This window comes from Pseudomonas sp. S1_G07, from assembly GCF_054668565.1.
In genome coordinates this window covers 2,754,316-2,777,106 of record NZ_CP162778.1, presented here as the reverse complement: position 1 = coordinate 2,777,106, position 22,791 = coordinate 2,754,316, and the positions used below count along the sequence as shown (strand labels likewise).

General features: G+C 50.9%; 24 protein-coding genes and 1 pseudogene. 3 read left to right on the top strand and 22 right to left on the bottom strand.

The features are described 5' to 3' along the window. Nucleotides 1–8: 8 nt before the first annotated feature. A complete protein-coding gene (kdpA, locus tag AB4O05_RS12770) occupies nt 9–1,703 on the bottom strand; it encodes a potassium-transporting ATPase subunit KdpA (protein WP_460137199.1) in 1,695 nt (564 codons plus the stop codon). A gap of 9 nt (nt 1,704–1,712) precedes the next feature. Then, nucleotides 1,713–1,802 carry a K(+)-transporting ATPase subunit F gene (gene kdpF, locus AB4O05_RS12765; protein ID WP_003218754.1) on the bottom strand — a complete coding sequence of 30 codons (90 nt, stop codon included), beginning with the start codon at nt 1,800–1,802 and terminating at the stop codon, nt 1,713–1,715. 395 nt (nt 1,803–2,197) lie between these two features. On the opposite strand from kdpF, the gene eat reads away from it, so the two are divergent. Both eat and AB4O05_RS12755 read left to right on the top strand, forming a co-directional pair. Next, nucleotides 2,198–3,562, top strand: a complete 1,365-nt coding sequence (eat, locus tag AB4O05_RS12760) for an ethanolamine permease (protein WP_460137200.1) — start codon at nt 2,198–2,200, stop codon at nt 3,560–3,562. Nucleotides 3,563–3,673: 111 nt separating this feature from the next. Next, nucleotides 3,674–3,841 (top strand): DUF2897 family protein, encoded by a 168-nt coding sequence (locus AB4O05_RS12755; protein WP_012722955.1) that lies wholly within the window; start codon nt 3,674–3,676, stop codon nt 3,839–3,841. A 4-nt stretch (nt 3,842–3,845) separates the two neighbouring features. Here the strand turns inward: AB4O05_RS12755 and AB4O05_RS12750 are convergent, their stop codons facing one another. Both AB4O05_RS12750 and AB4O05_RS12745 read right to left on the bottom strand, forming a co-directional pair. Then, nucleotides 3,846–4,694 (bottom strand): urea carboxylase-associated family protein, encoded by an 849-nt coding sequence (locus tag AB4O05_RS12750; protein WP_460137201.1) that lies wholly within the window; start codon nt 4,692–4,694, stop codon nt 3,846–3,848. A 15-nt stretch (nt 4,695–4,709) separates the two neighbouring features. After that, on the bottom strand, nt 4,710–5,354 hold the full coding sequence (locus AB4O05_RS12745) for a GntR family transcriptional regulator (protein ID WP_460137202.1): 645 nt from the start codon (nt 5,352–5,354) through the stop codon (nt 4,710–4,712). A gap of 122 nt (nt 5,355–5,476) precedes the next feature. Between AB4O05_RS12745 and AB4O05_RS12740 the strand changes: the two genes are divergently transcribed. Further along, entirely contained in the window at nt 5,477–6,037 is a 561-nt protein-coding gene (locus AB4O05_RS12740; protein ID WP_460137203.1) for a TetR/AcrR family transcriptional regulator, read from the top strand. Nucleotides 6,038–6,072: 35 nt separating this feature from the next. Here the strand turns inward: AB4O05_RS12740 and AB4O05_RS12735 are convergent, their stop codons facing one another. The 18 genes and pseudogenes from AB4O05_RS12735 to rfbA form a co-directional block, all read right to left on the bottom strand. After that, nucleotides 6,073–6,405: a ComEA family DNA-binding protein gene (locus tag AB4O05_RS12735; RefSeq protein ID WP_460137204.1), complete on the bottom strand. Its 333-nt coding sequence runs from the start codon at nt 6,403–6,405 to the stop codon at nt 6,073–6,075. Between the two features lie 110 nt (nt 6,406–6,515). Next, entirely contained in the window at nt 6,516–8,513 is a 1,998-nt protein-coding gene (locus AB4O05_RS12730) for a polysaccharide biosynthesis protein (RefSeq protein ID WP_460137599.1), read from the bottom strand. Nucleotides 8,514–8,796: 283 nt separating this feature from the next. Then, on the bottom strand, nt 8,797–9,813 hold the full coding sequence (locus AB4O05_RS12725; protein WP_460137205.1) for an MraY family glycosyltransferase: 1,017 nt from the start codon (nt 9,811–9,813) through the stop codon (nt 8,797–8,799). 12 nt (nt 9,814–9,825) lie between these two features. After that, the gene (locus AB4O05_RS12720; protein ID WP_460137206.1) at nt 9,826–10,779 is read right to left on the bottom strand and encodes an NAD-dependent epimerase/dehydratase family protein; all 954 of its coding nucleotides are present in this window, start codon (nt 10,777–10,779) and stop codon (nt 9,826–9,828) included. Then, entirely contained in the window at nt 10,776–11,042 is a 267-nt protein-coding gene (locus AB4O05_RS12715) for a hypothetical protein (RefSeq protein WP_460164887.1), read from the bottom strand. The genes AB4O05_RS12720 and AB4O05_RS12715 overlap by 4 nt, the downstream gene beginning before the upstream one ends. A gap of 7 nt (nt 11,043–11,049) precedes the next feature. Next, nucleotides 11,050–11,772, bottom strand: a complete 723-nt coding sequence (locus AB4O05_RS12710) for a CgeB family protein (RefSeq protein ID WP_460164886.1) — start codon at nt 11,770–11,772, stop codon at nt 11,050–11,052. Nucleotide 11,773: 1 nt separating this feature from the next. Next, the gene (locus AB4O05_RS12705) at nt 11,774–12,094 is read right to left on the bottom strand and encodes a serine O-acetyltransferase (protein ID WP_460164885.1); all 321 of its coding nucleotides are present in this window, start codon (nt 12,092–12,094) and stop codon (nt 11,774–11,776) included. A gap of 250 nt (nt 12,095–12,344) precedes the next feature. Next, nucleotides 12,345–13,478 carry an NAD-dependent epimerase/dehydratase family protein gene (locus tag AB4O05_RS12700; RefSeq protein WP_460137211.1) on the bottom strand — a complete coding sequence of 378 codons (1,134 nt, stop codon included), beginning with the start codon at nt 13,476–13,478 and terminating at the stop codon, nt 12,345–12,347. A gap of 52 nt (nt 13,479–13,530) precedes the next feature. Continuing rightward, complete coding sequence (locus AB4O05_RS12695) at nt 13,531–14,676, bottom strand: O-antigen polymerase (protein ID WP_460164884.1); 1,146 nt, start codon at nt 14,674–14,676, stop codon at nt 13,531–13,533. Nucleotides 14,677–14,694: 18 nt separating this feature from the next. Next, nucleotides 14,695–15,639 carry a glycosyltransferase gene (locus AB4O05_RS12690; protein WP_460137212.1) on the bottom strand — a complete coding sequence of 315 codons (945 nt, stop codon included), beginning with the start codon at nt 15,637–15,639 and terminating at the stop codon, nt 14,695–14,697. Between the two features lie 14 nt (nt 15,640–15,653). Beyond that, nucleotides 15,654–16,907, bottom strand: a complete 1,254-nt coding sequence (locus AB4O05_RS12685; RefSeq protein WP_460164883.1) for an O-antigen translocase — start codon at nt 16,905–16,907, stop codon at nt 15,654–15,656. Between the two features lie 83 nt (nt 16,908–16,990). Further along, nucleotides 16,991–18,091: a DegT/DnrJ/EryC1/StrS family aminotransferase gene (locus tag AB4O05_RS12680; protein WP_460137214.1), complete on the bottom strand. Its 1,101-nt coding sequence runs from the start codon at nt 18,089–18,091 to the stop codon at nt 16,991–16,993. Beyond that, nucleotides 18,088–18,927: a GNAT family N-acetyltransferase gene (locus AB4O05_RS12675; RefSeq protein WP_460137215.1), complete on the bottom strand. Its 840-nt coding sequence runs from the start codon at nt 18,925–18,927 to the stop codon at nt 18,088–18,090. The genes AB4O05_RS12680 and AB4O05_RS12675 overlap by 4 nt, the downstream gene beginning before the upstream one ends. Nucleotides 18,928–19,018: 91 nt before the next feature. After that, the gene (locus AB4O05_RS12670) at nt 19,019–19,936 is read right to left on the bottom strand and encodes a glycoside hydrolase family protein (RefSeq protein WP_460137216.1); all 918 of its coding nucleotides are present in this window, start codon (nt 19,934–19,936) and stop codon (nt 19,019–19,021) included. Between the two features lie 11 nt (nt 19,937–19,947). Continuing rightward, nucleotides 19,948–20,622, bottom strand: coding sequence for an acetyltransferase (locus AB4O05_RS12665; protein WP_460137217.1), 675 nt, complete (start codon nt 20,620–20,622; stop codon nt 19,948–19,950). Then, complete coding sequence (locus AB4O05_RS12660) at nt 20,609–21,055, bottom strand: sugar 3,4-ketoisomerase (protein ID WP_460137602.1); 447 nt, start codon at nt 21,053–21,055, stop codon at nt 20,609–20,611. The genes AB4O05_RS12665 and AB4O05_RS12660 overlap by 14 nt, the downstream gene beginning before the upstream one ends. Further along, nucleotides 21,041–21,589: pseudogene (gene rfbC, locus AB4O05_RS12655) on the bottom strand (dTDP-4-dehydrorhamnose 3,5-epimerase); the annotation flags it as partial. The gene AB4O05_RS12660 and the pseudogene rfbC, both read right to left, overlap by 15 nt. Then, entirely contained in the window at nt 21,586–22,479 is an 894-nt protein-coding gene (rfbA, locus tag AB4O05_RS12650) for a glucose-1-phosphate thymidylyltransferase RfbA (protein WP_460137603.1), read from the bottom strand. The gene rfbA and the pseudogene rfbC, both read right to left, overlap by 4 nt. Between the last annotated feature and the right edge of the window lie 312 nt (nt 22,480–22,791).

Sequence of the window (22,791 nt, the reverse complement as noted above, 5' to 3'; positions counted from 1 at the left end):
ATCGCCTCTTAGAAGCCCATGCTCAAGTGTTCAGCAATGGGGCCCAGCGCCAGCGTTGGCAGGAAAGTCAGGCCGCCCACCAGCAAAATGGTCACGGTCAACAGGGTCACGAACAACGGGCCATGGGTGGGGAAGCTGTTCTGGCCAATGGGTGCGGTCTTTTTCATCGCCAGGCTGCCGGCCAGGGCCAGTACCGGGAGGATGTAGCCAAAGCGGCCGATCAACATGCCCAGGCCCAGCATCAGGTTATGGAACGGCGTATTGGCGCTGAAGCCACCGAATGCCGAGCCGTTGTTGGCACCGGCCGAGGTGTAGGCATACAGCAACTGGCTGAAACCATGAGGGCCGGGGTTGCTGATGGCACCGGCCGGGCCCGGCAGGCTGGCGGCGATGGCGCCAAGCACGAGCACGGCTACCGGCATCACCAGCAGGGTCACCACCAGCAACTGCACTTCCTTGGCCTGGAGTTTCTTGCCCAGGTATTCCGGCGTGCGACCGATCATCAGGCCGGCCAGGAACACGGCGATCAACACGTTGAGCAACATGCCGTACATACCGGCGCCGACGCCGCCGAAGATCACTTCGCCGACCATCATGTTGACCAAGGCCACCATTCCACTGAGGGGGTTGAGGCTGTCCTGCATGCCGTTCACCGAACCGTTGGATGCCGCCGTGGTGGCCACCGACCACAGCACGGTGCCGGTAGTACCGAAGCGCGACTCTTTACCTTCCAGCGGCGCAGTCTGTTCCACGGCCGGGTTGTGCAGGGTTGGGTTGGGCTGGTATTCCGCCCACAGCGAGGTCGCGCCGCCGATCAGGAAGAGCGCCAGCATACAACCGAGGATCGCGCGGCTCTGACGCAGGTCTTTGACGTAGTGACCAAAGGTGAACACCAGCGCCACCGGGATCAGGATGATCGACGCCAGTTCGAACAGGTTGGCCCAGGCAGTCGGGTCTTCAAACGGATGCGCCGAGTTGACGCCGAAGAAACCACCGCCGTTGGTGCCCAGTTGCTTGATCGCAATCTGGCTGGCCGCCGGGCCGAGCGGGATCACTTGATCCACGCCCTGCATCGTCACGGCATCCACATAATGGGCGAAGGTTTGCGGCACGCCCTGCCACACCAGGAACAGTGCCAGCACCAGGCACAACGGCAACAGGCCGTAGAGCGTGGCGCGGGTCATGTCGACCCAGAAATTACCCAAGGTGTTGGTGGATTTGCGACCGATCCCACGGCACAACGCGACGAGGACTGCGAGACCGGTGGCCGCACTGACGAAGTTCTGCACAGTGAGGCCAGCCATCTGGCTGAGATAGCTCAGAGAGGCCTCGCCACTGTAGTTCTGCCAGTTGGTGTTGGTCATGAAACTGACGGCGGTGTTGAATGCCAGGGTCCATTCCTGGCCCGGCAATTTCTGCGGGTTCAGCGGGAGGGAGCCCTGGAATAACAGGATCGAGAACAACAGCAAGAAGCCTGCAAGGTTGAACGCGAGCAGCGCCAGCAGGTATTTCTGCCAGCTTTGCTCCTGCTGCGCGTCCACGCCCGAGAGGCGATAGCAGGCGTTTTCCACCGGCCCCAGCACCGGCGTCAACCAGGTGCGCTGGCCTTCCATCACCTTGTAGTAGAACCGCCCCAGGAACGGCGCTGGCACCAATACCACGGCAAAGAAGGCGATGATCAGCCAATAGTCATAACTGTGCATAGCCTGCTCCTAGTTCCGATCCGCGCGTAACAGCGCAACCAGCAGATAAATGAACAGCGCCACGGCCAATAGCAGTGACACCCCGTCCAGAACACTCATGGAAGTCTCTCCGTTTTGCGGCGAGTGCCGCGTGTAAGGCAATTGTCGGCAGGAGTGGCGTAAAGGAACGAGAGCGAGGGGGTGGGTGAGGCGTAAAGACGGCGTAAAGAGTGGGTTTATGCGCGGTTTACAGGGAGATTTGTAGCGCCTGGAATGGCCTCATCGCGGGCAAGCCCGGCTCCCGCAGTGAAGTGAGGTGACCTGTAGGAGCCGGGCTTGCCCGCGATGGCGGCAGATCCGGCGCCCCTGCACCTGCCTGGTGCAATGTCGTGAAATTTCAAACGCCAAACCATCCCCCACGCGACAGTTGCGCGCCTTTACGACAACGATTCTCAGGCTGGCATGGCCGCTGCAACACCTTGAATCATTCCAAACCGTTCAGGGAGCGCAGCACGATGAACACACAACTCAAACCCACCTTGGGCACCCTGCATTTATGGGGCATTGCCGTCGGGCTGGTGATTTCCGGGGAATACTTCGGCTGGAGCTATGGCTGGGGCGTGGCCGGGACCTTGGGCTTTCTGGTGACGTCGTTGATGGTCGCCGCGATGTACACCTGTTTTATCTTCAGCTTCACCGAACTGACTACCGCGATTCCTCATGCCGGCGGGCCGTTTGCCTACAGCCGTCGGGCCTTCGGCGAAAAAGGTGGATTGATCGCCGGGCTGGCCACGTTGATCGAATTTGTCTTTGCACCGCCCGCCATTGCATTGGCCATCGGTGCTTACCTGAATGTGCAGTTCCCGGCACTCGACCCGAAACACGCGGCCGTCGGCGCCTATATCGTGTTCATGGGCCTGAACATCCTCGGCGTGAAGCTTGCCGCCACCTTCGAGTTGGTGGTGTGCGTGCTCGCCGTCGCCGAACTGTTGGTGTTCATGGGGGTGGTCGCACCGGCCTTCAGCTTCAGCAACTTCGCCCTGAATGGCTGGGCCGGCTCCGATACCTTTGGCGCGCCGGCAATTGCCGGGATGTTTGCGGCGATTCCGTTTGCGATCTGGTTCTTCCTGGCGATCGAAGGCGCCGCCATGGCGGCTGAAGAAGCGAAAGATCCGAAGCGCACCATTCCAAAAGCCTACATCAGCGGCATCCTGACCCTGGTGATCCTCGCCATGGGCGTGATGTTCTTCGCCGGCGGCGTGGGCGACTGGCGCACCCTGTCGAACATCAACGACCCTCTGCCGCAAGCGATGAAAACCGTGGTGGGCGACAGCTCCGGCTGGTTGCACATGCTGGTGTGGATCGGCCTGTTCGGCCTGGTGGCGAGTTTCCACGGCATCATCCTCGGTTACTCGCGCCAGTTCTTCGCCCTGGCACGCGCCGGCTACCTGCCATCGTTCCTCGCCAAATTGTCGCGTTTTCAGACACCGCACCGCGCCATCATCGCCGGGGGCGTGGTCGGTATCGCAGCGATCTACAGCGACGGCCTGATCAACCTGGGTGGCATGACACTGACCGCAGCGATGATCACCATGGCCGTGTTCGGCGCCATCGTCATGTACATCATGAGCATGCTCAGCCTGTTCAAGCTGCGTAAGACCGAACCGCTGCTGGAGCGCACCTTTCGTGCACCGGGTTACCCGCTGGTCCCGGGCATTGCCTTGGTGCTGGCGGTGGTGTGCCTGGTGGCCATGGCCTGGTTCAACACGCTGATCGGCCTGATCTTCCTCGGCTTCATGGTGGTCGGTTTCATCTACTTCCAGATGACCGCGCAGGACCGCGCCGACGCACCGGCAGACGCGATGTTGACCGGGCTCTAAGGTTGACGAGGCAGAACAGGCCTACAATGAACTCCTGAGAAAGCCTGTTACTCAAAGCAGTTATTACCGTGGGAAAGTTCTCCCACGGCAATCTGCCTCAAGGAGAGCGTTATGCCGTGGTATGCATGGTTGATTTTAGTGGTCGCAATCGGGTCGATCGTCGGTGGCCTGATGATGCTGCGTGACAGCGCCAACAAGGTGGAACTGACCGACGAACAACGCAAGCGCGTGGCCGAGCGCAACGCCCAGGCAGATGCCAAGGATGCGCAGGACCGCTAGGTGTTCACTCCCACGCCGCCTTGGCAATATGCAACCCGTGCTGCCCCTTGTAGGCAGCACGTTCGGGCTGGCTCCAACCCTTCAGCAGCTCATCCTCCAACGTATAGATCTCAACCCCCAGCGGGCGGCATACCGTCAGCGGGTCCTGTGCATCCGGCCCCCACATCGGCAACGACAGATCCCCACCCGGGCACGTCGACAGCGCGCACAACAAATCAATCTCGGCAAAAAACTCCAGGTAGTCGCCCTTCTGCGCCGGGCAGGCTTTCATGAAGTACATGTCGTCGTGATTGAGGCCCGTGCACTGGAAAATATTCAGCACGTCATGCACGTCGAACTCCGTCAGCCCATGGGGCAGCACCGCGCGGGTCAGGTTTGAGTGACAGTGGTGATGGAAATCTTCACCAGTGAGCATGCGGTTCACATACGGATCGCAGCGCGTGCCGAGCAAATCATGGAGGCGCCCGCCGTGCTCATCGATGCCGTAGCTGGCCAGGCTGTCATCGGTGATCGTCACCAGAGGCCTTAGAAAGGGCAGGTTCGACCACAGGCGGTCATGGGTGCTGACATGGGCGCCTTGTAACTGCCGCGTGCGCGCCGCCCACAGGCGTTCGCGCGGGTCGTTGGCGTTCCATACGTTGAAGTCCCCCACTTGCGGCCCCACCGGCGTGGTCACACGGAACACATGCCCGGCCGGCACTTTCCACGCCCTGCCCGTGCGGATCGGCACTTCGAACTGCTCAATCAAGGTGCGTTGATCCTTGCGCTCACGAATACGCTCATAAAACGCCGTGTCGACCTGCAACGCCGAACCTTTGCTGACCTGATAAGCGGCCGGATAGTCTTTGTACATGATGCGAATCCTCACTCAGGGGTGGGTAAACAGGGCCAACGACAGACGCTCCGAATCATCCAGGTACACGCTCATCGCCTCCCCTGCTGCCGGTTTATCCTGCTGGATCAAGAGTTGGTAAATCTGCCGATCACGCTCCAACCACGGCGACTGGAAACGTTGTTCATCGGGCGCCGCGCAAAACACCAGGCGCAACTGGGCGATGACCTGGGCGAAAAACTCATCGAGCAAAGGGCTGCGCATCAGCCCGACAATCTGTTGGTGAAATACCAGGCTGTGAGTGGCCACGGCGCGCCAGTCTTCACGCTCCCGCGCCAAGGTGGTGGCGTCGATCGCGTTTTGCATGCGCTCGGATTGGTCCTTGCTGAGCGGGCTGCTCTGGGCAATGGCCTGCAACTCCAGCGTGCGACGGACCACAAACAAATCACGCACCTCGTCTCGCTCCAAGCGGCGGACCATCACGCCCTTGTTGCGCACATAACGGGCCAGCCCTTCCTGCCCCAAACGGTGCAACGCTTCGCGGATCGTATTGCGCGACGCGTTGTAGGCCTTGACCAGATCCGCCTCGACCAATGCCATCCCCGGCAACAGCCGACCGCCGATGATATCGGCGCGCAACTCCAAAGCGATCTGGTCGGCTAAAGACAAACTGAGCGTCATGAACACCTCATGATTGTTGAACAATCTCTTACTCAGGTGTAATCACTTTTCATGCCAATGCCCGCACATAGGTAAAAAGGCCCAAGTTGGTTAAACTGCCCGCCTGCCACCGAGGCCGCCCTATGCGCTACTCACAGCACCATAAAGCTCAGACTCGCCAACGCATCATCAAGGAAGCCTCCGCGCGCTTCCGCCGCGACGGCATCGGCGCCACAGGCTTACAGCCTTTGATGAAAGCACTGGACCTGACCCACGGCGGGTTTTACGCACACTTCAAGTCCAAGGACGAACTGGTAGAAACCGCCCTGCAGGCCGCGGCAACAGAACTGGACGCACATTGTGAAATGCTGTTCAGCCAGGAACGGCCCCTGGACGCGTTTATCGATAGCTACCTCTCGGAATGGCACCTGACCTCTCCGGACCAAGGATGCCCACTGCCCACCATGTCCTCCGAACTGGGCCTGAGAGGCCAGCCCAGCGCGACGACAGACGAAGTACTCGGCGCAAGACTCAAGCAAATCGAAACGGCGTTGGGGGATGGGCGAGGTGATGCGGAGAGTGTGGTCATGATGTCGACACTGGTCGGCGCACTGGTCCTGGCCAGAAGTGTCGAAGACCCACAATTGGCGGCGCGGATCCTGGATAAGGTGCGCCAAAGCCTGAAGACGCAGAGCCCTGAATGATAAAAGGCCGGTCAATGACCGGCCTCTCGCGTGGCTTAGTTGATGGCCAACCTATCGCGATTCTTCTCCAGCAACGCCTTGCCGATGCCCTTCACTTCCAACAGTTCATCTACAGCCGTAAACGGACCATTGCTTTCGCGGTAGGCGATAATCGCCCTGGCCTTCGCAGCACCGATCCCGAACAGATCCCGACGCAGGGTCTCGGCGTCAGCGGCGTTCAGGTTGACCTTGGCGGATTGTTCGACCTTGGCCATCTGCGCAGCGATCGGGGCCGGGGCTTCGGGTTTGATGGACGGGGCTGCGGTGGTGGTGACGGAGAGAGTGGTGAGGAAGGCGAAGATTAGGGAGGTAAGGTAGGTGTTTTGCATTGGTGACGCTCCATGACATCGGTAGAAGAAAAGCAGCTTTCCGAAGCTGCTTTTCAAAGTTAGGTGATGTTGGGCATTCGTCAAAAACGCTTGAGTTACAGAGTGTTAAATCATGGCTCCAGGCGGCGTTGCTGGTAGATCCAGTCGACTATTTCGCCATCCGGGGAGTAACCGCTGACGGTGTCGCGCAGGAGCTGGCGGACTCGGGTGTAGTCGTCCTCATCTACCGCAGCCAACAACTCTGTCAGTTTGGCTTTGAGGGTTTCCCAAGACAGGTGGTCTTCATTCGCACTCATAATCATCGGGTGCTGAGTGGCAACGACGTTATCGCCAATGAGTAACTCTTCGTACAGTTTTTCGCCAGGACGTAGACCCGTGAACTCGATGGCTATATCGCCGTGGGGGTTCTTATCAGAGCGCACACTCAGCCCCGACAGGTGAATCATCTTCTCAGCCAATTCCACGATCTTTACCGGCTCGCCCATGTCCAACACGAACACGTCGCCGCCCAGGCCCATGGATCCGGCTTGGATGACTAGCTGTGCGGCTTCGGGGATGGTCATGAAGTAGCGGGTTATTTTGGGGTGGGTAACCGTCAGCGGTCCACCGGACTTGATCTGCTTGTGGAATAGCGGGATCACTGAGCCGGACGATCCCAGTACGTTGCCAAATCGGACCATTGTAAAACGTGTTTTGTTAACCCTTGAGACATTCGACTTATCGCCAAACAGTACCGGCGCCAGCTCACGACTCAACGCTTGCAATGTCAACTCAGCCAGACGCTTGGTACTGCCCATTACATTAGTAGGACGCACTGCCTTATCCGTGGAAATAAGCACAAAGTTGCTCACACCCGCCTGAAGCGCCGCTTGGGCAGTATTGAGCGTACCGATCACGTTGTTCAATACACCTTCGGCGATATTGTGTTCAACCATAGGCACATGCTTGTAGGCAGCAGCATGATAAACAGTGTTCACATGCCAGGTCTTCATGACGTCCAGCAATTTGGAAGGATCACGAACAGAGCCTAAAATAGGCAGAATCCGGATCGACAACGACTCACGGCTCACTCGTTGTTCAAGTTCTGAAAGAATGCTGTATAGATTGAATTCGCTATGCTCGAACAACAGCAGCGTAGTCGGCTGCAGGGAAACTATTTGCCGGCAAAGCTCAGAACCAATCGATCCTCCGGCTCCGGTAACTAAAACGCTTTGCCCTTTGATGCAGTGTTCGAGCAATTCGCCTTGCGCGGGTACAGAGTCACGCCCGAGGAGATCAGCGATATCGACCTCCTGAATATCATCAACCTTGACCCGCCCACTCGCCAAGTCCATAAATCCAGGAACACTGCGCACGTGCAGGGGGAAACCCTCCAGAAGCCCAAGAATCTCCCGACGTCGGCCACGGTTCGAGGAAGGGATCGCTAAGAGTATCTCTTGAGCCCCTGTCACATCGATCATTCGCTGGATGTGCTTAGGTTTATACACCTGCAATCCTGCAATGACCCTATCTGCGATACCGCTGTCGTCGTCGATGAAGGCCACCGGTCGCATAACTCGGCCCATACGCAGTGCCGCTACCAACTGGTTGCCTGCTGCCCCGGCCCCATAAATCGCGACCTTCGGCAGCCCATCATCTCTGTTAGTGAAAGGTACATGCTGCGCGGCGGTAAACCAGTCTCCCAGGAAATATTGACGCATGGCTAACCGTAATCCTCCCACCATGATCAAACTCAACCACCAATAGTTGAAAATGATTGATCGCGGGATCACATTCGCATGATTGCTATACCAAAAAACAACCACACCAAGGATAAGCGCGGACAAACTTACTGCTTTTATAATAGCGATCAACGCATCATTGCCAAAATAGCGCATGACCGCCCGATACATACCAAATCTAATAAAAAGAGGAATAGTGATAATTGGCGCGGTAAAAAAAAGCCACGAATGCAAAACAACGGGATTCACAAGTTCGTCAATACCAAGCCGGACGACAAATGCCATCCATAATGAAAGCCAAACCAGAAAAATATCAGTGATCACTTGCAGAATACGTTTCTGCCGACGCGGAAGGCTCAGCAAATAGGCACGTAATTTATCCATAATATCTACAACGCCCTTTTCACTTAATTAATTTAAACTCTCATCATAAAACGTATCTTAGACTGCATGAAAACCTGCAACCTACGTGTAGCGCTAGCCTGCTGATGCACGCATAATGCAACAGTCTATACGCCTCACCGCCAGATAGGTAGTACGCCGAAAGACGCTCTCTATGACAATTCCATCCTTTAAAATGGTGAGGAGGCGCTAATTAACACCACATTCCAGCCTGATCGCGGCAAACTGGCCAAATATCAGACTCAACCAGCCCGTTCTTGCTCGGAGCCTACCCCCTGTGCTCTGGCTGTCCGGCATTGAACTTAAAGGCTAGCCATACCAGTGGAGTGTAGGCGATCAGCGTCATTGCCAACCCATCAAGTTGGAAATACATCATGCAAAATGCAATGGGCAACAACCAAAAAACGTTGATCAAAAACGCCGTTATTGTGACTGGCAGATGCTTGCCATAGTTCCGAGAAGCGAATTGATACGCGTGGCTTCGATGAGCCTCATACACCTTTTCACCGCGAATCAGACGCCGAAATAACGTCAGCGTGGCATCAACAATAAAGACGCCCAGTAAAATAATCCACACCCAGAGCAAGCGTGAATCGGTCCATGCAGCCTGTAGCGATAGCGTGGCCAGGATTATCCCCAAAAAGCCACTACCAGCATCTCCCATGAATATCTTTGCGGGAGGAAAGTTCCAGAAGAGAAAACCCAGTGACGCCATTGATAGAACCAACGGTGACCATATCAATTGATCAAAACCAAGGACTGAATAAATCAAACTTGCGCCCAAACAGACGCAAACGACCTCACCGGCTGCTAACCCGTCGATCCCATCCATGAAATTATATAGGTTGAGCATCCAGACTAGATAAAACGCACCAAGGACAGCACCGATGTAGCCATGCTCAAGAGTGAACCCCAGTATTTTTATGGAGGGTACTCCACCCAGCCAGTAGAGGGCCCAGGCGCCAGCGCTGAAATGGCCCAGCAAGCGCCAGCGCGCGGCAATGTGGCCGTGATCATCCATGAACCCGATCAACGCAGTCAAAGTCCCCGTACCTAAGAGGGCGACAGCAACAAGGGGGTCGATCCATTCCTCGACACAGGCAATCAACAATGCGCCCAGAAAACTGACCACAATCGCAACTCCGCCGCCTCGCGGAGTCGGTATGGAATGCGAGCTGCGCGCGTTCGGCACATCAATCAACTTGCGAGAAATCGCATAACGGCGCAAAAGGCCCGTGAGTAAAAGCGAGATCAGTAAAACGATGAGCAAAAACCAGAAGTTCATTAAAATAGCCTATTACAGTTTTACTGTTCGTTGCTGTTTGTAAAGCTTACCTGCGTTCACAAGCGCTTGCTCGGTTGAGATCACCGGCTCCCACCCAAGAAGAGCCTTAGCCTTTCCACAGTCCACGACGAGTGAGCCACACAGCTGAATATAGAGTGCCTCTCTACGTAATAAACGGGCGCCCAACTTCATGATGATCAAAGGAAACGGAAAAATTATTAAGCGCTTGTCCATCCCACGGGCCAGGTAGCGAAATATATCTGAAGTGGAAACCTCCACATTGTCACTGATCAAGAAGAGCTCGTTAGCCGCTGCTGGATGGATTGTGCACAAACGGATGAAATCAACCAAGTTCTCAAGGGCAATCATGCTGCGCCGATTTTTCAGTGTTGCAAATGGCATTGGGATACCCAACGACACCAGTTTCAAAAGGCGAGCAAAATTCCCAGGAGCATGCGCAGCATAAACTAATGGCGGCCTGATGATGACCACTTCAAAATTATCGCTCCTCAAGGGCAGCAAACCTTCTTCCGCTTCAAGCTTCGAGATCGCATAGTCAGCATGAGGGGCTGGTATAGCATTTTCAGAAAAAGGCACATCGGTAGTGGAAGAGCCGCTGACCCCGATCGAACTGATAAAAACGAACCTTTTTACCCCCGCTGCCTTCGCGCATTTAGCAAGCAATAAGGTTGTATCCCGGTTGACTGCACGAAATGCCGCTAGGGGATCGGTGGCATCGTCATTCAGTTGGTGAGCACGTCCCGCCAAGTGAACAACACAGTCAATTTCAATGAGAGCGGATGCAAGAGCTACTTCATCATCGAGCTCACCGACAACGACTTCCACGCTCTCCCACTTATGGTGGTCGGCGCGAACCAGGGCTCGCACTTTGTTTGTGCCGCAGGCCAACTGTGAACACAACGCGTTGCCGACAAATCCCGTCGCACCCGTGACCAAGATATTCATGCTGTGACTACCTCCAGGATTTCGTCTAGCCATCCTTCCAGGCGATAACGCTGATAAATCTCAGCCGGGATATCCACGTACTCTGACGCCAAGAAACCTGAAGGAATGGCCGGTGCCCGGCGATCAATCACACAGATATTTTCTTCGGAAAAAAAATCGTATTCGCGCACTGCAGCGTTGGTCGTGATCAGTTTTTTCTTCGCGCCCAGCGTCTCCAACGACCTCATCGTCAACCCCGTCTGCTGTGGGTGTTCAATATCCAATATCGTTTTAGAGGAAAAAAACTCGCTGCACGGTGCCTTTATCAAGCGGATCGTACTTAAAGTCTGAAATGCTTGCTCCTTTAAAACCTCTGTTCGTCAGCTTATAAGTTAAATAAACCCATTTGGCCTGAAGAAACAAATACCAATGTTTATTGATCGATGGCCCAAGTGCTTTATCAACTTTTTTCAAAACCTGATATCGATCAGTGTGGGCGGTGCCGATAAAACTGATATCAAATTCGGCCTGTACGGGAGCGACCACCTCAAAACCACGAGAGAAGAACAGCGCTCTGAAGTTAAGGCCATACTTAGCCGCGTCATTACGATCGAAGGTGAAGACGTGGTGAAAGTATTTTAAGTTTTCCAGCACCCAGCGACGGTTACCAAAAGAGTCCCACATATAAAGCACGAATACCGCGCTGGGAAACATTTTTTGCCAGCACTCGAGAATGGTCGTGGAAAGCGTCTGGCCATTCACGACAAAAATGTAATCGTATTCGCTGGATTTAATCTGTTCCATCTGGTGTGTGTAGTAACGATCAGCAGCCTTGATCACCCACTGACGACGTAAACGAGTGACAGCTTTCATCAAGGGTGAGGCGAAAGGCCGGTCAAGCAGGAAATCCACCTTGGCCCCACGACGTTTCAACTCATCGCAGATTTCCGTTTCATAGCCAAAGAACTGAGGTGCGACAACCAAGACCTTTTTTCCATCCAGTAGATATTTCATTCTAACCGTTCCGAGACTTGAGAATTTTGGCGGGGATTCCTCCCACCACTACATTGTCCGGGACGGACGACAACAGCACGGCATTGGCTGCCACCGTTACACGGTGACCCAATTCGATACCGCCGAGCACCTTGGCGCCTGCGCCAAGAAGGACATTGTCCCCTATACAAGGTCGATGAGCAGCGTCGTAGGTAAAATCCAGATCCTTGGCACCGACTGTGACTCCCTGATAGATCACGGCATTCTTCCCAATCGTGAAGGCCCCGATGACAGTGCCGTGAGTATGAGGGAAGAAAAGACCTGGCCCGATCTTGCATGCCACGGCAATTTCAATTCCAAAAAAAGGAAATTAATCAACGAGAAAATCTTCGCGAACAGCGCCAGAGGCCCCCGGTGGCAGCGATGCGCGAGACGATAGAGCATTACAGGCGCGAATCTTGGAGACAGCATGCCGGCCCATAATTTTAAGCCTGAACCAATGGTACTTCGCCCCAACAATTCGCGATGGCGTATAGCATCAGAGATCAGTAACTGTCGAAGACCTAATGGTCGCTCGGACATGGAGTAGCCCCTCAGTTCATCAGTTTCCGATCGCGAAGTTCCTTGTTGGCCTTCTCGAGTTGATCTTCAGGAAGAGGTTGTTCCAGCACCCAATTGGCGAAACGTTGCAAGCCTTCCTTGAGAGAAACTTTGGGTTCTAGACCAAGTAAATTTTTCAACCGGGTAATATCTGCATAGTTGTGGCGGATATCGCCTACGCGAAACTGGCCAGTCACGACAACATTAGGTTCCTTGCCAAATGCGCGAGTCAACTCCTGCGCCACAGTCCTGACGGAGGTGGCCACACCGCTACCGACGTTGATTGCCGTATTGGGTGCTGTATCGACCAAAAGCCCCTTCAACAAGGCGTCGGTCACATCATCGACATGCACAAAGTCTCGGCTTTCTTCCCCATCTTCGAAAAGTGGCAATTGGCTGTCCATACGAATTTTCGTCGAAAAGATCGATAAAATTCCGGTATAAGGATTATTAAGCGACTGACGTTCACCATAAACGTTTTGTAAGCGGAAAATGGCAAAACCGATCCCCATTGCCTGACAACCAATACGCACTAGATCTTCTTGAGCATACTTGGTCGCTGCATAAATCGAAGCCGGCGAGATCAGATCATTTTCCTTGGTAGCAACCAGCTTGAGCACTTCACCTGTCTCAGGGCATACCGGCTCCCATTGCGCATTCGACAGTGTCTCTGCGCTACGAGCAATTGGGTAGATTCTCTGGTTAGTTACCGGATGGACATAGGCGCCTTCACCATAGATCGAGCGACTGGAGGAAAGGACGATCCGCTTGACCTGATGACTCACTCTTCCCAACGCATCAAGCATCAGTGCCGTAGCCTGAGTATTGACTTCATTGTATTTAGCTACTTGATACATCGATTGCCCAGTGCCGGTTTCGGCCGCCAGATGCACGATACCATCCACACCGACGAGGGCACGCTCCCAGTCCGAATGTCTGGTGACATCGCCACGAATGAACTCAATGCCCTCGCTAGAAAGCCATTCAAGGTCGGCGGGGACTTGACCGTGAACTTGAGCAGAGAGGGAATCAAGAATGCGAACCTTAAAACCCGAGGCAAGCAGCTTAGGCACCAAATGCGAGCCAATGAAACCCGCACCACCCGTTACCAACACTAAACCAGACATTTTGACACTCCTATTAATACGTATTAACCAGCGGTTTCAAAACCCGCTCCACTCAAGATCTTTTGCGACTGAAAGCCCTGTAAAAAAAACAGAACATCATCGCCAGTACGAATTGAAACAAAATAGGCAAGAGAAAAAACATATCATAAAATATTGAAAAGATAAGAATCTGTAGGGCAACAGCATAAGCAAATATGCCCCAGGGCCGTCCCTTACGCGCTACCGCGTAGGTGAAACAGCAGCAAAACTGAATAAAGAAAACGATAAAAAAGGCACCTATGGGACCGAAATCAGACACAAAACCTGAATAGAAAGTCGCCGCGTTCAAATTCCCATCCACAAATACAAACAAATCGCTTCGTTGATCAAACCCGAACCATACCTTAAGTGCGCTGGGTATCAGATTGTAGAAAGAATAACCAAAGCTATAGGCTGGTTGCAATGTATCTACATTGTAAAAAAGGTTGCTCATGCCAGACGTCAAATAAACATAAAACCAAAGAAATCCACTTGGTAGTGCATTGAAGAACGTTACGTAATCTTTACTGACAAGATAAGAAAACGGGTTCAGAACCTGGCGTAAGTCGCCCACGTAACCGAAAAGAAAAATAGCAGTAATTGCTGAAAAAAATAGCGTCACCACTACTCTAAAACTCAGCGTGCGCATCAGGAAGAATACGGCGACCACTTGAATAATTGCACTCAATAAAATGCCACGCCCTAACATCATGATCGGCCAGCATAACAACAGTAAGACAAAGAGCACAATTCGAAATCTGGGTTTAATAAAGTATAAATATGCAAGCGCCGTAACAACCTGCAAATACATTGCATTCATTATCCCGTGAAAAGACGGGATACCAAAATCGGTATACAACCGACCATCTCCAACGTAATTCCAGTACAAAGGAAAGCCACGCTGTATATAAATTTCAAAGAAAGTACCTAACAACCAGATCCAAAACAAGATTTTTAGATAGACTCGCACACCGGCCTGATAATTCGCCAATGTTTCGGCATCGGGCCTTCGAAAAGCGCCACCTACCAATAGATAAATTAACAGCACGCTCATCATATTCATAATAATGAGCGTCAAACCAACAGAGTTTATAGGAACCAGATTAGTAGTGGCACCCAAGCAATAGAGGAAAAACACCCCCCCCCAGACTGAACAAAAGACAAATACAGGATTACCCATTAAATAATGACTCCCATACTACCCCATGAAGCGTTTAATAAAATATTTAAGACGCTCGCCTAAAAGCTTAATCACCGCATTTCCGCCAGGCACGTAACGATTACCCCATGCGAGCGCATACAGCCCAATATAACTGGGTGTCTTGGGCGCGTACCCCAAGGTCTGGGAAGCGAGCGAAAGTGCCAATGCACGATTCATATTCAGCTGTCGGAAACTCTCGCCAGCGATATAACGAGCTTTAGCTCGCGCTACCAGTGGTGGCAAATTTTGACTTTTATCGAACTTATCGAGGAAAAAATCGAGTGCCAACAGCGACTCAGATAGCAGACCGTAAGTTTGCATGCTCGCACCACCCGCATGCTTGCGGTATCGCGCCAACACCTCATCGATTTTATACAAGCGCCCACGCATGGAGATCTCTAGGAAGAACAGCCAGTCGCTCACAGTCTTGAGTCGACCGTCATAACCACCTTCGGGGATAACATCCCGACGAATCATGATTGAGCAACCACCTGGAATTCCACCTTTGAGCAGCAAATCCTCAGTGGAGTACACGTCCTCACGAGCCTGTTGATTCGTTGTAAAAATCGTCTTATCTGTTTCTGAGTCGAAAATCTCTACGGGGTGATATGACAACACAATATCAGGAGAGGAATCCATGACAGCAACTTGCTTACTGATTTTACCCGGCAACATAAGATCATCCCCAGCAAACAATGAGATATAGTCACCTTCACATAAGCTGAGTGCTTTGTTGCAATTGAGTGTTACACCAAGATTTACAGCATTGACAACTGCTTTTATTTTGTCCGGATGACGTAAGCTGTAAGCTGTAATAATTTCTGCTGTTTTATCTTGTGACGCATCGTCACAGACAACTATCTGAATATTATCATAATCTTGACTCAGAATAGACTCCAATGCCGCCGCCACATAACGCTCTGCGTTATAGGTCGGCATCATTACACTAACCTTTTTCATTTCATACCTCTAATAAACCGGTTCGCCACATATGCCGTAAATACAAAATAGAAAAAATAATTTACTACGAACGCATACATCGCACCAATCAAACCGAAGGTGAGAGTTAGGAAGTATACCCAAGCAACATACGTCATACCAAAAAATATCTCGGAAATAAGAAATGTCTTGGTCATCGCCTTGGCCAGCATGATGAACGACAGAATGAAAGAGGCTACTTTGACGACATCACCGATCAATTGGGGAGCATAGAGGTAAAGAGAGCCAGTGAACTCGTCAGAGAACAGAATCCATGTAATCAAATCACGAAAGCAATAAATACCTAACCCCAGCACGCTAACAATAGGAATTAAATACTTATAGGCTGTTGTAATTTCGCGAATGAAGGGCTTCTTCTCCGTAATTGCGGACAGCTTTGGCAAGTAATAAATACTGATGGCCATGGTCACAAATAACAGATAAGCCTCAGACACTTTGCTCACTGCCTGCCAATATCCTACCTGCTCCCAGGTAAACCTATCCGCAAGAATATTCCTTACCAGAATTTGTAATAGCGGTGCCAGTAACGCCGAGGTCAATGTCATCAATGAATAGTAAGAAAGCTTTTTAAGCATATCTCTATTCAGTGCGGGCTTTAAATATTCGGAATTGAAGTATGTACTCTTATAATAAAATGTGAAGCTGATGATCAGAAGGCAAGCCTGCGCAATCAAAAATGCAAGCAGCACCCCGAACAACTGATAAAAGTATCCCAATATCAGGGGTGCCAGAATCCCTATTACAGCACCACCGACATGAATATAGGCAAGGCGCTTTACGTCCATCATTCCATTAACAATGGCAATAATCAAATTATGCAAAGCGACGAAAATCTGAGCAAATGCAAGCACCACGATCAAGCTTTGGTATCGAAGATCACCGAGTAGCCAGTCGGTAATCTGCTCACTCAAGATCAGCACAGCCGCGCACATAATCACCGAAGATACCAAAGAAAAGCAGAATGCTGAATTTATCAGCACTTTTACGTAAGTCTCTTCTTCACGATGCTCCGCAAGGTATTTAATAACCCCTGGGCCCACCCCTCCTCCAGCAAACACTACAAGCAGGGCCGTCAAACTCATGAATTGGCCCAGCTGAGCAACCCCTTCAGGACCTGCCAGAACTGCAACCAGCTTCATCACCAGAAACCCGGAGAGCAGTCTCGCAATCGTGGCGATAGAAGTTAACGCTCCCGTCCGTAATATATTCAAGTTGTACTCAACCTAGCACCGCGTCGCCAACTACTAGTTGAGCGACGTGTACAGTAATTCACAAACCTGGAAAATAAAGTCACTTAGGAAAACCGATTCAAACTTTCAATAACGCAATCAACTTCCTCAACCGATGTAGCGGTACTGAGCGGTAAGCTCAACACTTGCTGATGAATGGCCTCGGTGATAGGGAATTGGTTACCGGAAAGCTCTTTATAGGCTTGCTGACGATGTGCAGGTATTGGGTAATGAATGAGGGTTTGTACACCTTGCGCATACAAATATTCCTTCAATTCGTCACGTTTTTTACTTTTTACAACAAATAGGTGCCATACATGTTGCTCTTGCCGAGTTACGGTAGGTAATAGCAATACATTACTGTCTACACCTTGGATGTATCGAGTTGCCAATTCACGCCTTACACTGATTTCGTGGCCGAGATGGCGCAACTTGATTCTAAGCATTGCAGCCTGGATTTCGTCCAAGCGGCTATTTACGCCTTTATATTGATTCTCATATTTTTTATAACTACCGTAGTTACCGAGAGCGCGTACCACAGACGCAAGTTCTTCATCATTGGTTGTGACCGCTCCACCATCACCGAGCGCGCCGAGATTTTTCCCAGGATAAAAGCTGAATCCCGAAGCATCCCCCCAATTTCCCGCTCGGCGACCATCAATACTCGCGCCATGGGACTGTGCCGAATCTTCAAGCACAAGCAAATTATGCTTTTTAGCAATAGCGCACAACGCAGGCATTTCAGCCAATAGGCCATAGAGGTGAACAGCCAATATAACCTTGGTGCGCGGTGTGATCGCTCGCTCTACACACTCGGGGGACAGGTTAAAACTTACCTCATCAGGCTCTACCAATATAGGTACCAAACGATTCTCAGTAATCGCAAGGATGCTGGCGATATAGGTGTTAGCCGGAACGATCACTTCATCGCCTTCAGCCAACTTGCCCATCTCTTTCCAAGCACGCAGCGTCAGAGTCAACGCGTCAAGACCGTTCGCTACTCCGATGCAATATTTAACGCCACAGTATTCAGCGAATTCGCGCTCAAAACTCGACAACTCCTCGCCACCGATATACCAGCCTGAATCAATAACCCGCGAGCAAGCCTGCTTCAACTCTTCGGAATACACATCGTTAATTTTCTTTAAGCTGAGAAAGTCTATCACTTTAATGCAACCTCATAAGAGTCGATGGCCATACCGCGAGCGCCGAAGCTTTCTTTTTGCGCTAAAAGACCAGGATTAACATATCGACCTTGATCTTCTGTAGAGATGCCGAAACTAAAATATTCGAACTCATCAACTTGACTTTTTTGAATACAGAACTCGATCAGATAGTCTAACGCACCTAACTCTTTGCCCTCTTCACTGGTCGCTAGATATTGTGTATGAACTACATTTTCAAACTTGAACAGCAGCGTTGCTGCCAGCATTTTACCTTCATGTTCCACCGCCATTAACGAAATCTGGCCGGGGAAAAGAGATTGCAGGCTAATAAGCTCTTGCGCCGTATGAACAGGCACCGCGTCGTGCCTTTCCAGCACGCCACTCAACAGCCCAATAAACCCGTCCCAATCATTAGAAGGCATTGCAGACAGGTTATTTTTCTTCGCCCGGGCGATTAACCACTTCCGCCCCTTAGACAGCTTTAATCTATCCTTAAGATAGATAACACTCGATAAATCCCGGCGAATTAATCTTGCATCCACTCGAAACAATGCGTAAAGATCTTCCTGTGCCCCCTGGCGAGCAAATACATAGGGGATTGCTTTATAGATTAGCTTTTCAAAACCATGCTGGACACTGAACTCTTTGAGCGTTTCGAAGCATTCCAAAGTGCTCACAGCCCTGACTTTTTGCGATAAGACCAAACCGCCATAAGTCAGCCCGCCGTGACTCGCCAAGACATCCGCTTTCTGTGATGCTGGCATTACCGCGATCAAAGTGTCATCTTCGTAAAACATGATCGAAGCATCCACAAACCGATCGGCATGGTACTCCATGAAATCTCTTTTAAACATAAATAACGGCGTTTTGGACTCCGTAATAAAACGGTCCCATATTTCTTTTTTTCCGCAGAGTAAAACTCACAAACTACCATTCAAGTAACTCCGCGACGCCAAACCCCTCCGCCCCCATATTATTGCCATTGTAAAAGCAAAACGTCTTCCCGTGAGCGTTGACCAAGCGAGGATAACAAAGATGAATAGAGTCAAATCCTTCCTCTGATAGGGTCAAGCCGAATTCTACATCTTTGCGAATCCAGTTTTTTCCATCATCCGAGACCGCGACGCCCGGGAAATAATCTTCACCTGAAGTACCGCCTTTCGTATAAAACATGTAGTATTTATCATAATGCTTATATACAGACGGCCGACCGATGCGATACTCATCACCTTCGACATCAATACATAGTTTCCCAAGCTTATCAAATACAACACCATCTGCCGACTCGGTATACCAAATATTGTAATTCGGAAAATACTTACCTTTGATCAGCTCCCAAGAGTCACCGACCGCATACCAAGCCTTCCATATACCATCTTCGAACAAAACAGAGTGAATAGCACGAATGGTCGTGCCGCCCTGAGCTCGATCCATTACTGGCGCTTCGGAGACGCGCTGAAAACTGTTACCGCCATCGGTGCTTTCTGCAAGGCCTGTAAACGCCAAAAATTTGGCCCGCTTGACCAATTGGAAACCAACGTAATACATGCGCAAAGTATCGCCAATCTTGACGATATCCCCCATGATCACGCCATTATCGTCAAAACACCCATCGCGCCCTCTGTCGAGAACCGGTTTTTCTGATACGCCCAGAATCCTTGTAGGATCTTTCGCGCAAACATCTACATAACCGATTCTACTGATGCCCTCTTTATCACGAAAACCGGCGTATATGCGAATGACGTTCTCATTAAGGAGAATCGGCATGGGCGTCAGCGCTGAGCTACTTTTCCAATCATCACCTCCTGACTGGGAAAATACGTGACCTAATTTATTCCATTTCATAGTATGCCCCCTCACAATTTAACCGAGAGCGAACTTTTTTTAGGCATTTCTTTTGCTGGTGCCCCGTAATAGATTCGCTCAGGCTCCTTCAAGCTTTTTGACACCAAGGAGCCTGATGCCACTATACAGTCACGTGCAACGGTAACGTGATCGTTAAACGTCGAATTGACACCAAGAAAGGATGAATTTCCTATACGGCAATATCCGGAGACAACAACATGTGAAGAGAGAAAACAGTTATCTTCGATAACTGAGCGATGACCGATATGGTTACCACTCCAAAGAATTACGTTATTACCGATCTCGACAAAAGGCTGCACAGTATTATTTTCAAATATAAAGCAGTTTTCACCAACAATCGCGTTTCGCCAGACAAATGCGCGAGAACTGATATAAGTTGCGCATGTATAACCCATTTCTTTAACTGCCAGGTACAGCCGAGTTCTCAAGCGATTCAGCTGCGAAGCGGGAATAGCAACAAAAACTTCATATTCAGCGACAGGAAAATGCTGTTGCAGATCTTCGAAAGGAACAATTGGCAAGTCATACATGACTTTACTGTCCAAATATTCTCGTTCAACAGCAAAGCCAGAAACTTCATAAGCGGAATCGTAGGTAAAGTACTCATAGGCAATCATCGCTAACTCGCCTGCCCCCACGATGACTATCTTCTTATGCTTTTCCATTTTTGACTTCCTTAATAAATTGATGGTAGCTTCGGATATAATCAGATTCATCATAGTGTTCACTGGCGAAAACCAGCAAAACACAATCCGGGCTAAATTCATGCATTTCACGCCAAATCATGTTTCTGATAATCAACGCCTTAGTACTTGAATCCAATAGAACAGACTCTTTAGTCTCACCATCATCAATTATCATTTTACAGCTACCAGAAACGCAAATTGCCATTTGCTCAAGGCGACGATGAGCATGGAACCCACGATTAACGTCCGGCAAAGTACCAAATATATAATAAGCACGTTTTATAGCGAACGGGATGTTCTGTCCTTGTTCAAGTGCTATCAGGCTTCCACGCTCATCACCAATAACGCGTAGATCTATCAGCTCGATTGTCCCAGGCAGAAACTCCGAGTGCCGACTAGCATCCTTCAACACGGGGGCAGCTGCGTCTTTGGCGCTGACCAGAACATTTGCGATCGCTGGCCAGGATATTCCAATTTCCGGGTCGTCCCAGCGGATGCTTCGCTCAGAAGCTTGATGGTACACATCTGTAGTTTTGTATAGAAAATGCGTGTCGTCTTCAAGCGCAACGAAGCCGTGCGCGAACCCTTCTGGAATCCACAGCATCCGCTGATTGACCGCACTAAGCTCCACGCCCACCCATTTACCGAATGTCGGGGAGTCAAGCCGTATGTCCACAACCACATCATAAGCAGAACCACGACTCACGCGCACCAGTTTGCCTTGAGCATGTGGAGGCAGCTGATAGTGCAATCCTCGAATTACGCCTTTTTTTGAGCAAGAGTGATTATCTTGAATAAAAGCGCGAGGTATTGGCAGGCCTATCGCCTTAAGCCCATCGTGGAACGCGGGCTCATTGAAGGTTTCCAAAAACCAACCGCGGTCATCGCTAAATATTTTTGGTTCGATGATCACAACGTCAGGTATTGATGTTTGTATTAAATTCATTCGCCTGGTGCCTCTTCCGAGAGCATTTTCAAATACTGACCATAGCTGGTTTTTTTCAACTTTTCTGCCTGCATGACAAGTTGCTCTCGGCTGATCCAGCCATTACAAAATGCAATCTCTTCCAAGCAGGCGACTTTAAGACCCTGGCGATTTTCGATGGTATGGACAAATTGACTGGCTTCTAACAACGACTCATGAGTACCTGTGTCCAGCCAAGCAAACCCACGGCCCAACATTTCTACGCTTAACGATTTATCATCCAAGTAGGCTCGATTCACATCAGTGATTTCAAGCTCTCCCCGCGGCGATGGCTTAATGCCCCTAGCAATCTCCACTACACGATTATCGTAGAAATACAATCCGGTCACTGCAAAATTTGACTTAGGTGTTTTTGGTTTTTCTTCAATACTTAAGGCTTTACCATTAGCATCAAACTCAACCACACCAAACCGCTCTGGATCGGAAACGTGATAACCGAAGATCGTGGCACCTATCTGCTGCGACATGGCCGACTTCAAATTATCCGAGAAATGCTGACCATAGAAAATATTATCCCCAAGGATCAAGCAGCATGGATCATTCCCAATGAACTTTTCACCGATCAAGAAAGCTTGAGCCAGTCCGTCAGGGCTTGGTTGTTCAGCGTAACTCAACTGAAGGCCGTACTGACTGCCATCGCCAAGCAGTTTTTTAAAACTTGGCAAATCATCAGGCGTGGAAATGATCAAAATTTCTCGCATCCCGGCAAGCATCAATACAGACAGCGGATAGAAAATCATCGGCTTATCGAAGACCGGTAGCATCTGCTTCGACACGCCCAGCGTAAGTGGGTGCAAGCGCGTGCCTGAGCCGCCAGCAAGGATAATTCCTTTGCGTTTGATGTCCATCATATCTTTACCGCTTCCTAAAATATCCAAAGTGCGCCACATGACCTACCGACCATGCGGATAAAAATATTATGTAGTTTCTCGGTATTGCTGCGGAAATTCAATGGCCGGTTTGGCCATATCGACGCAGTTGCGCAATCCGAAGTTCAACACGGCTCCGGAAAATCGCTGACATTGAGTTGAAATGGATAGAGAACCCAATACGCCCGTGATAAAGCTGTCACTTTTAACACCCCCCCCCATAAAACGTAGCGGTCTCGGGCCTTCACGCAGGTTTTTCCGGCACCCAACAAGATATAGCCCAAGATATATACA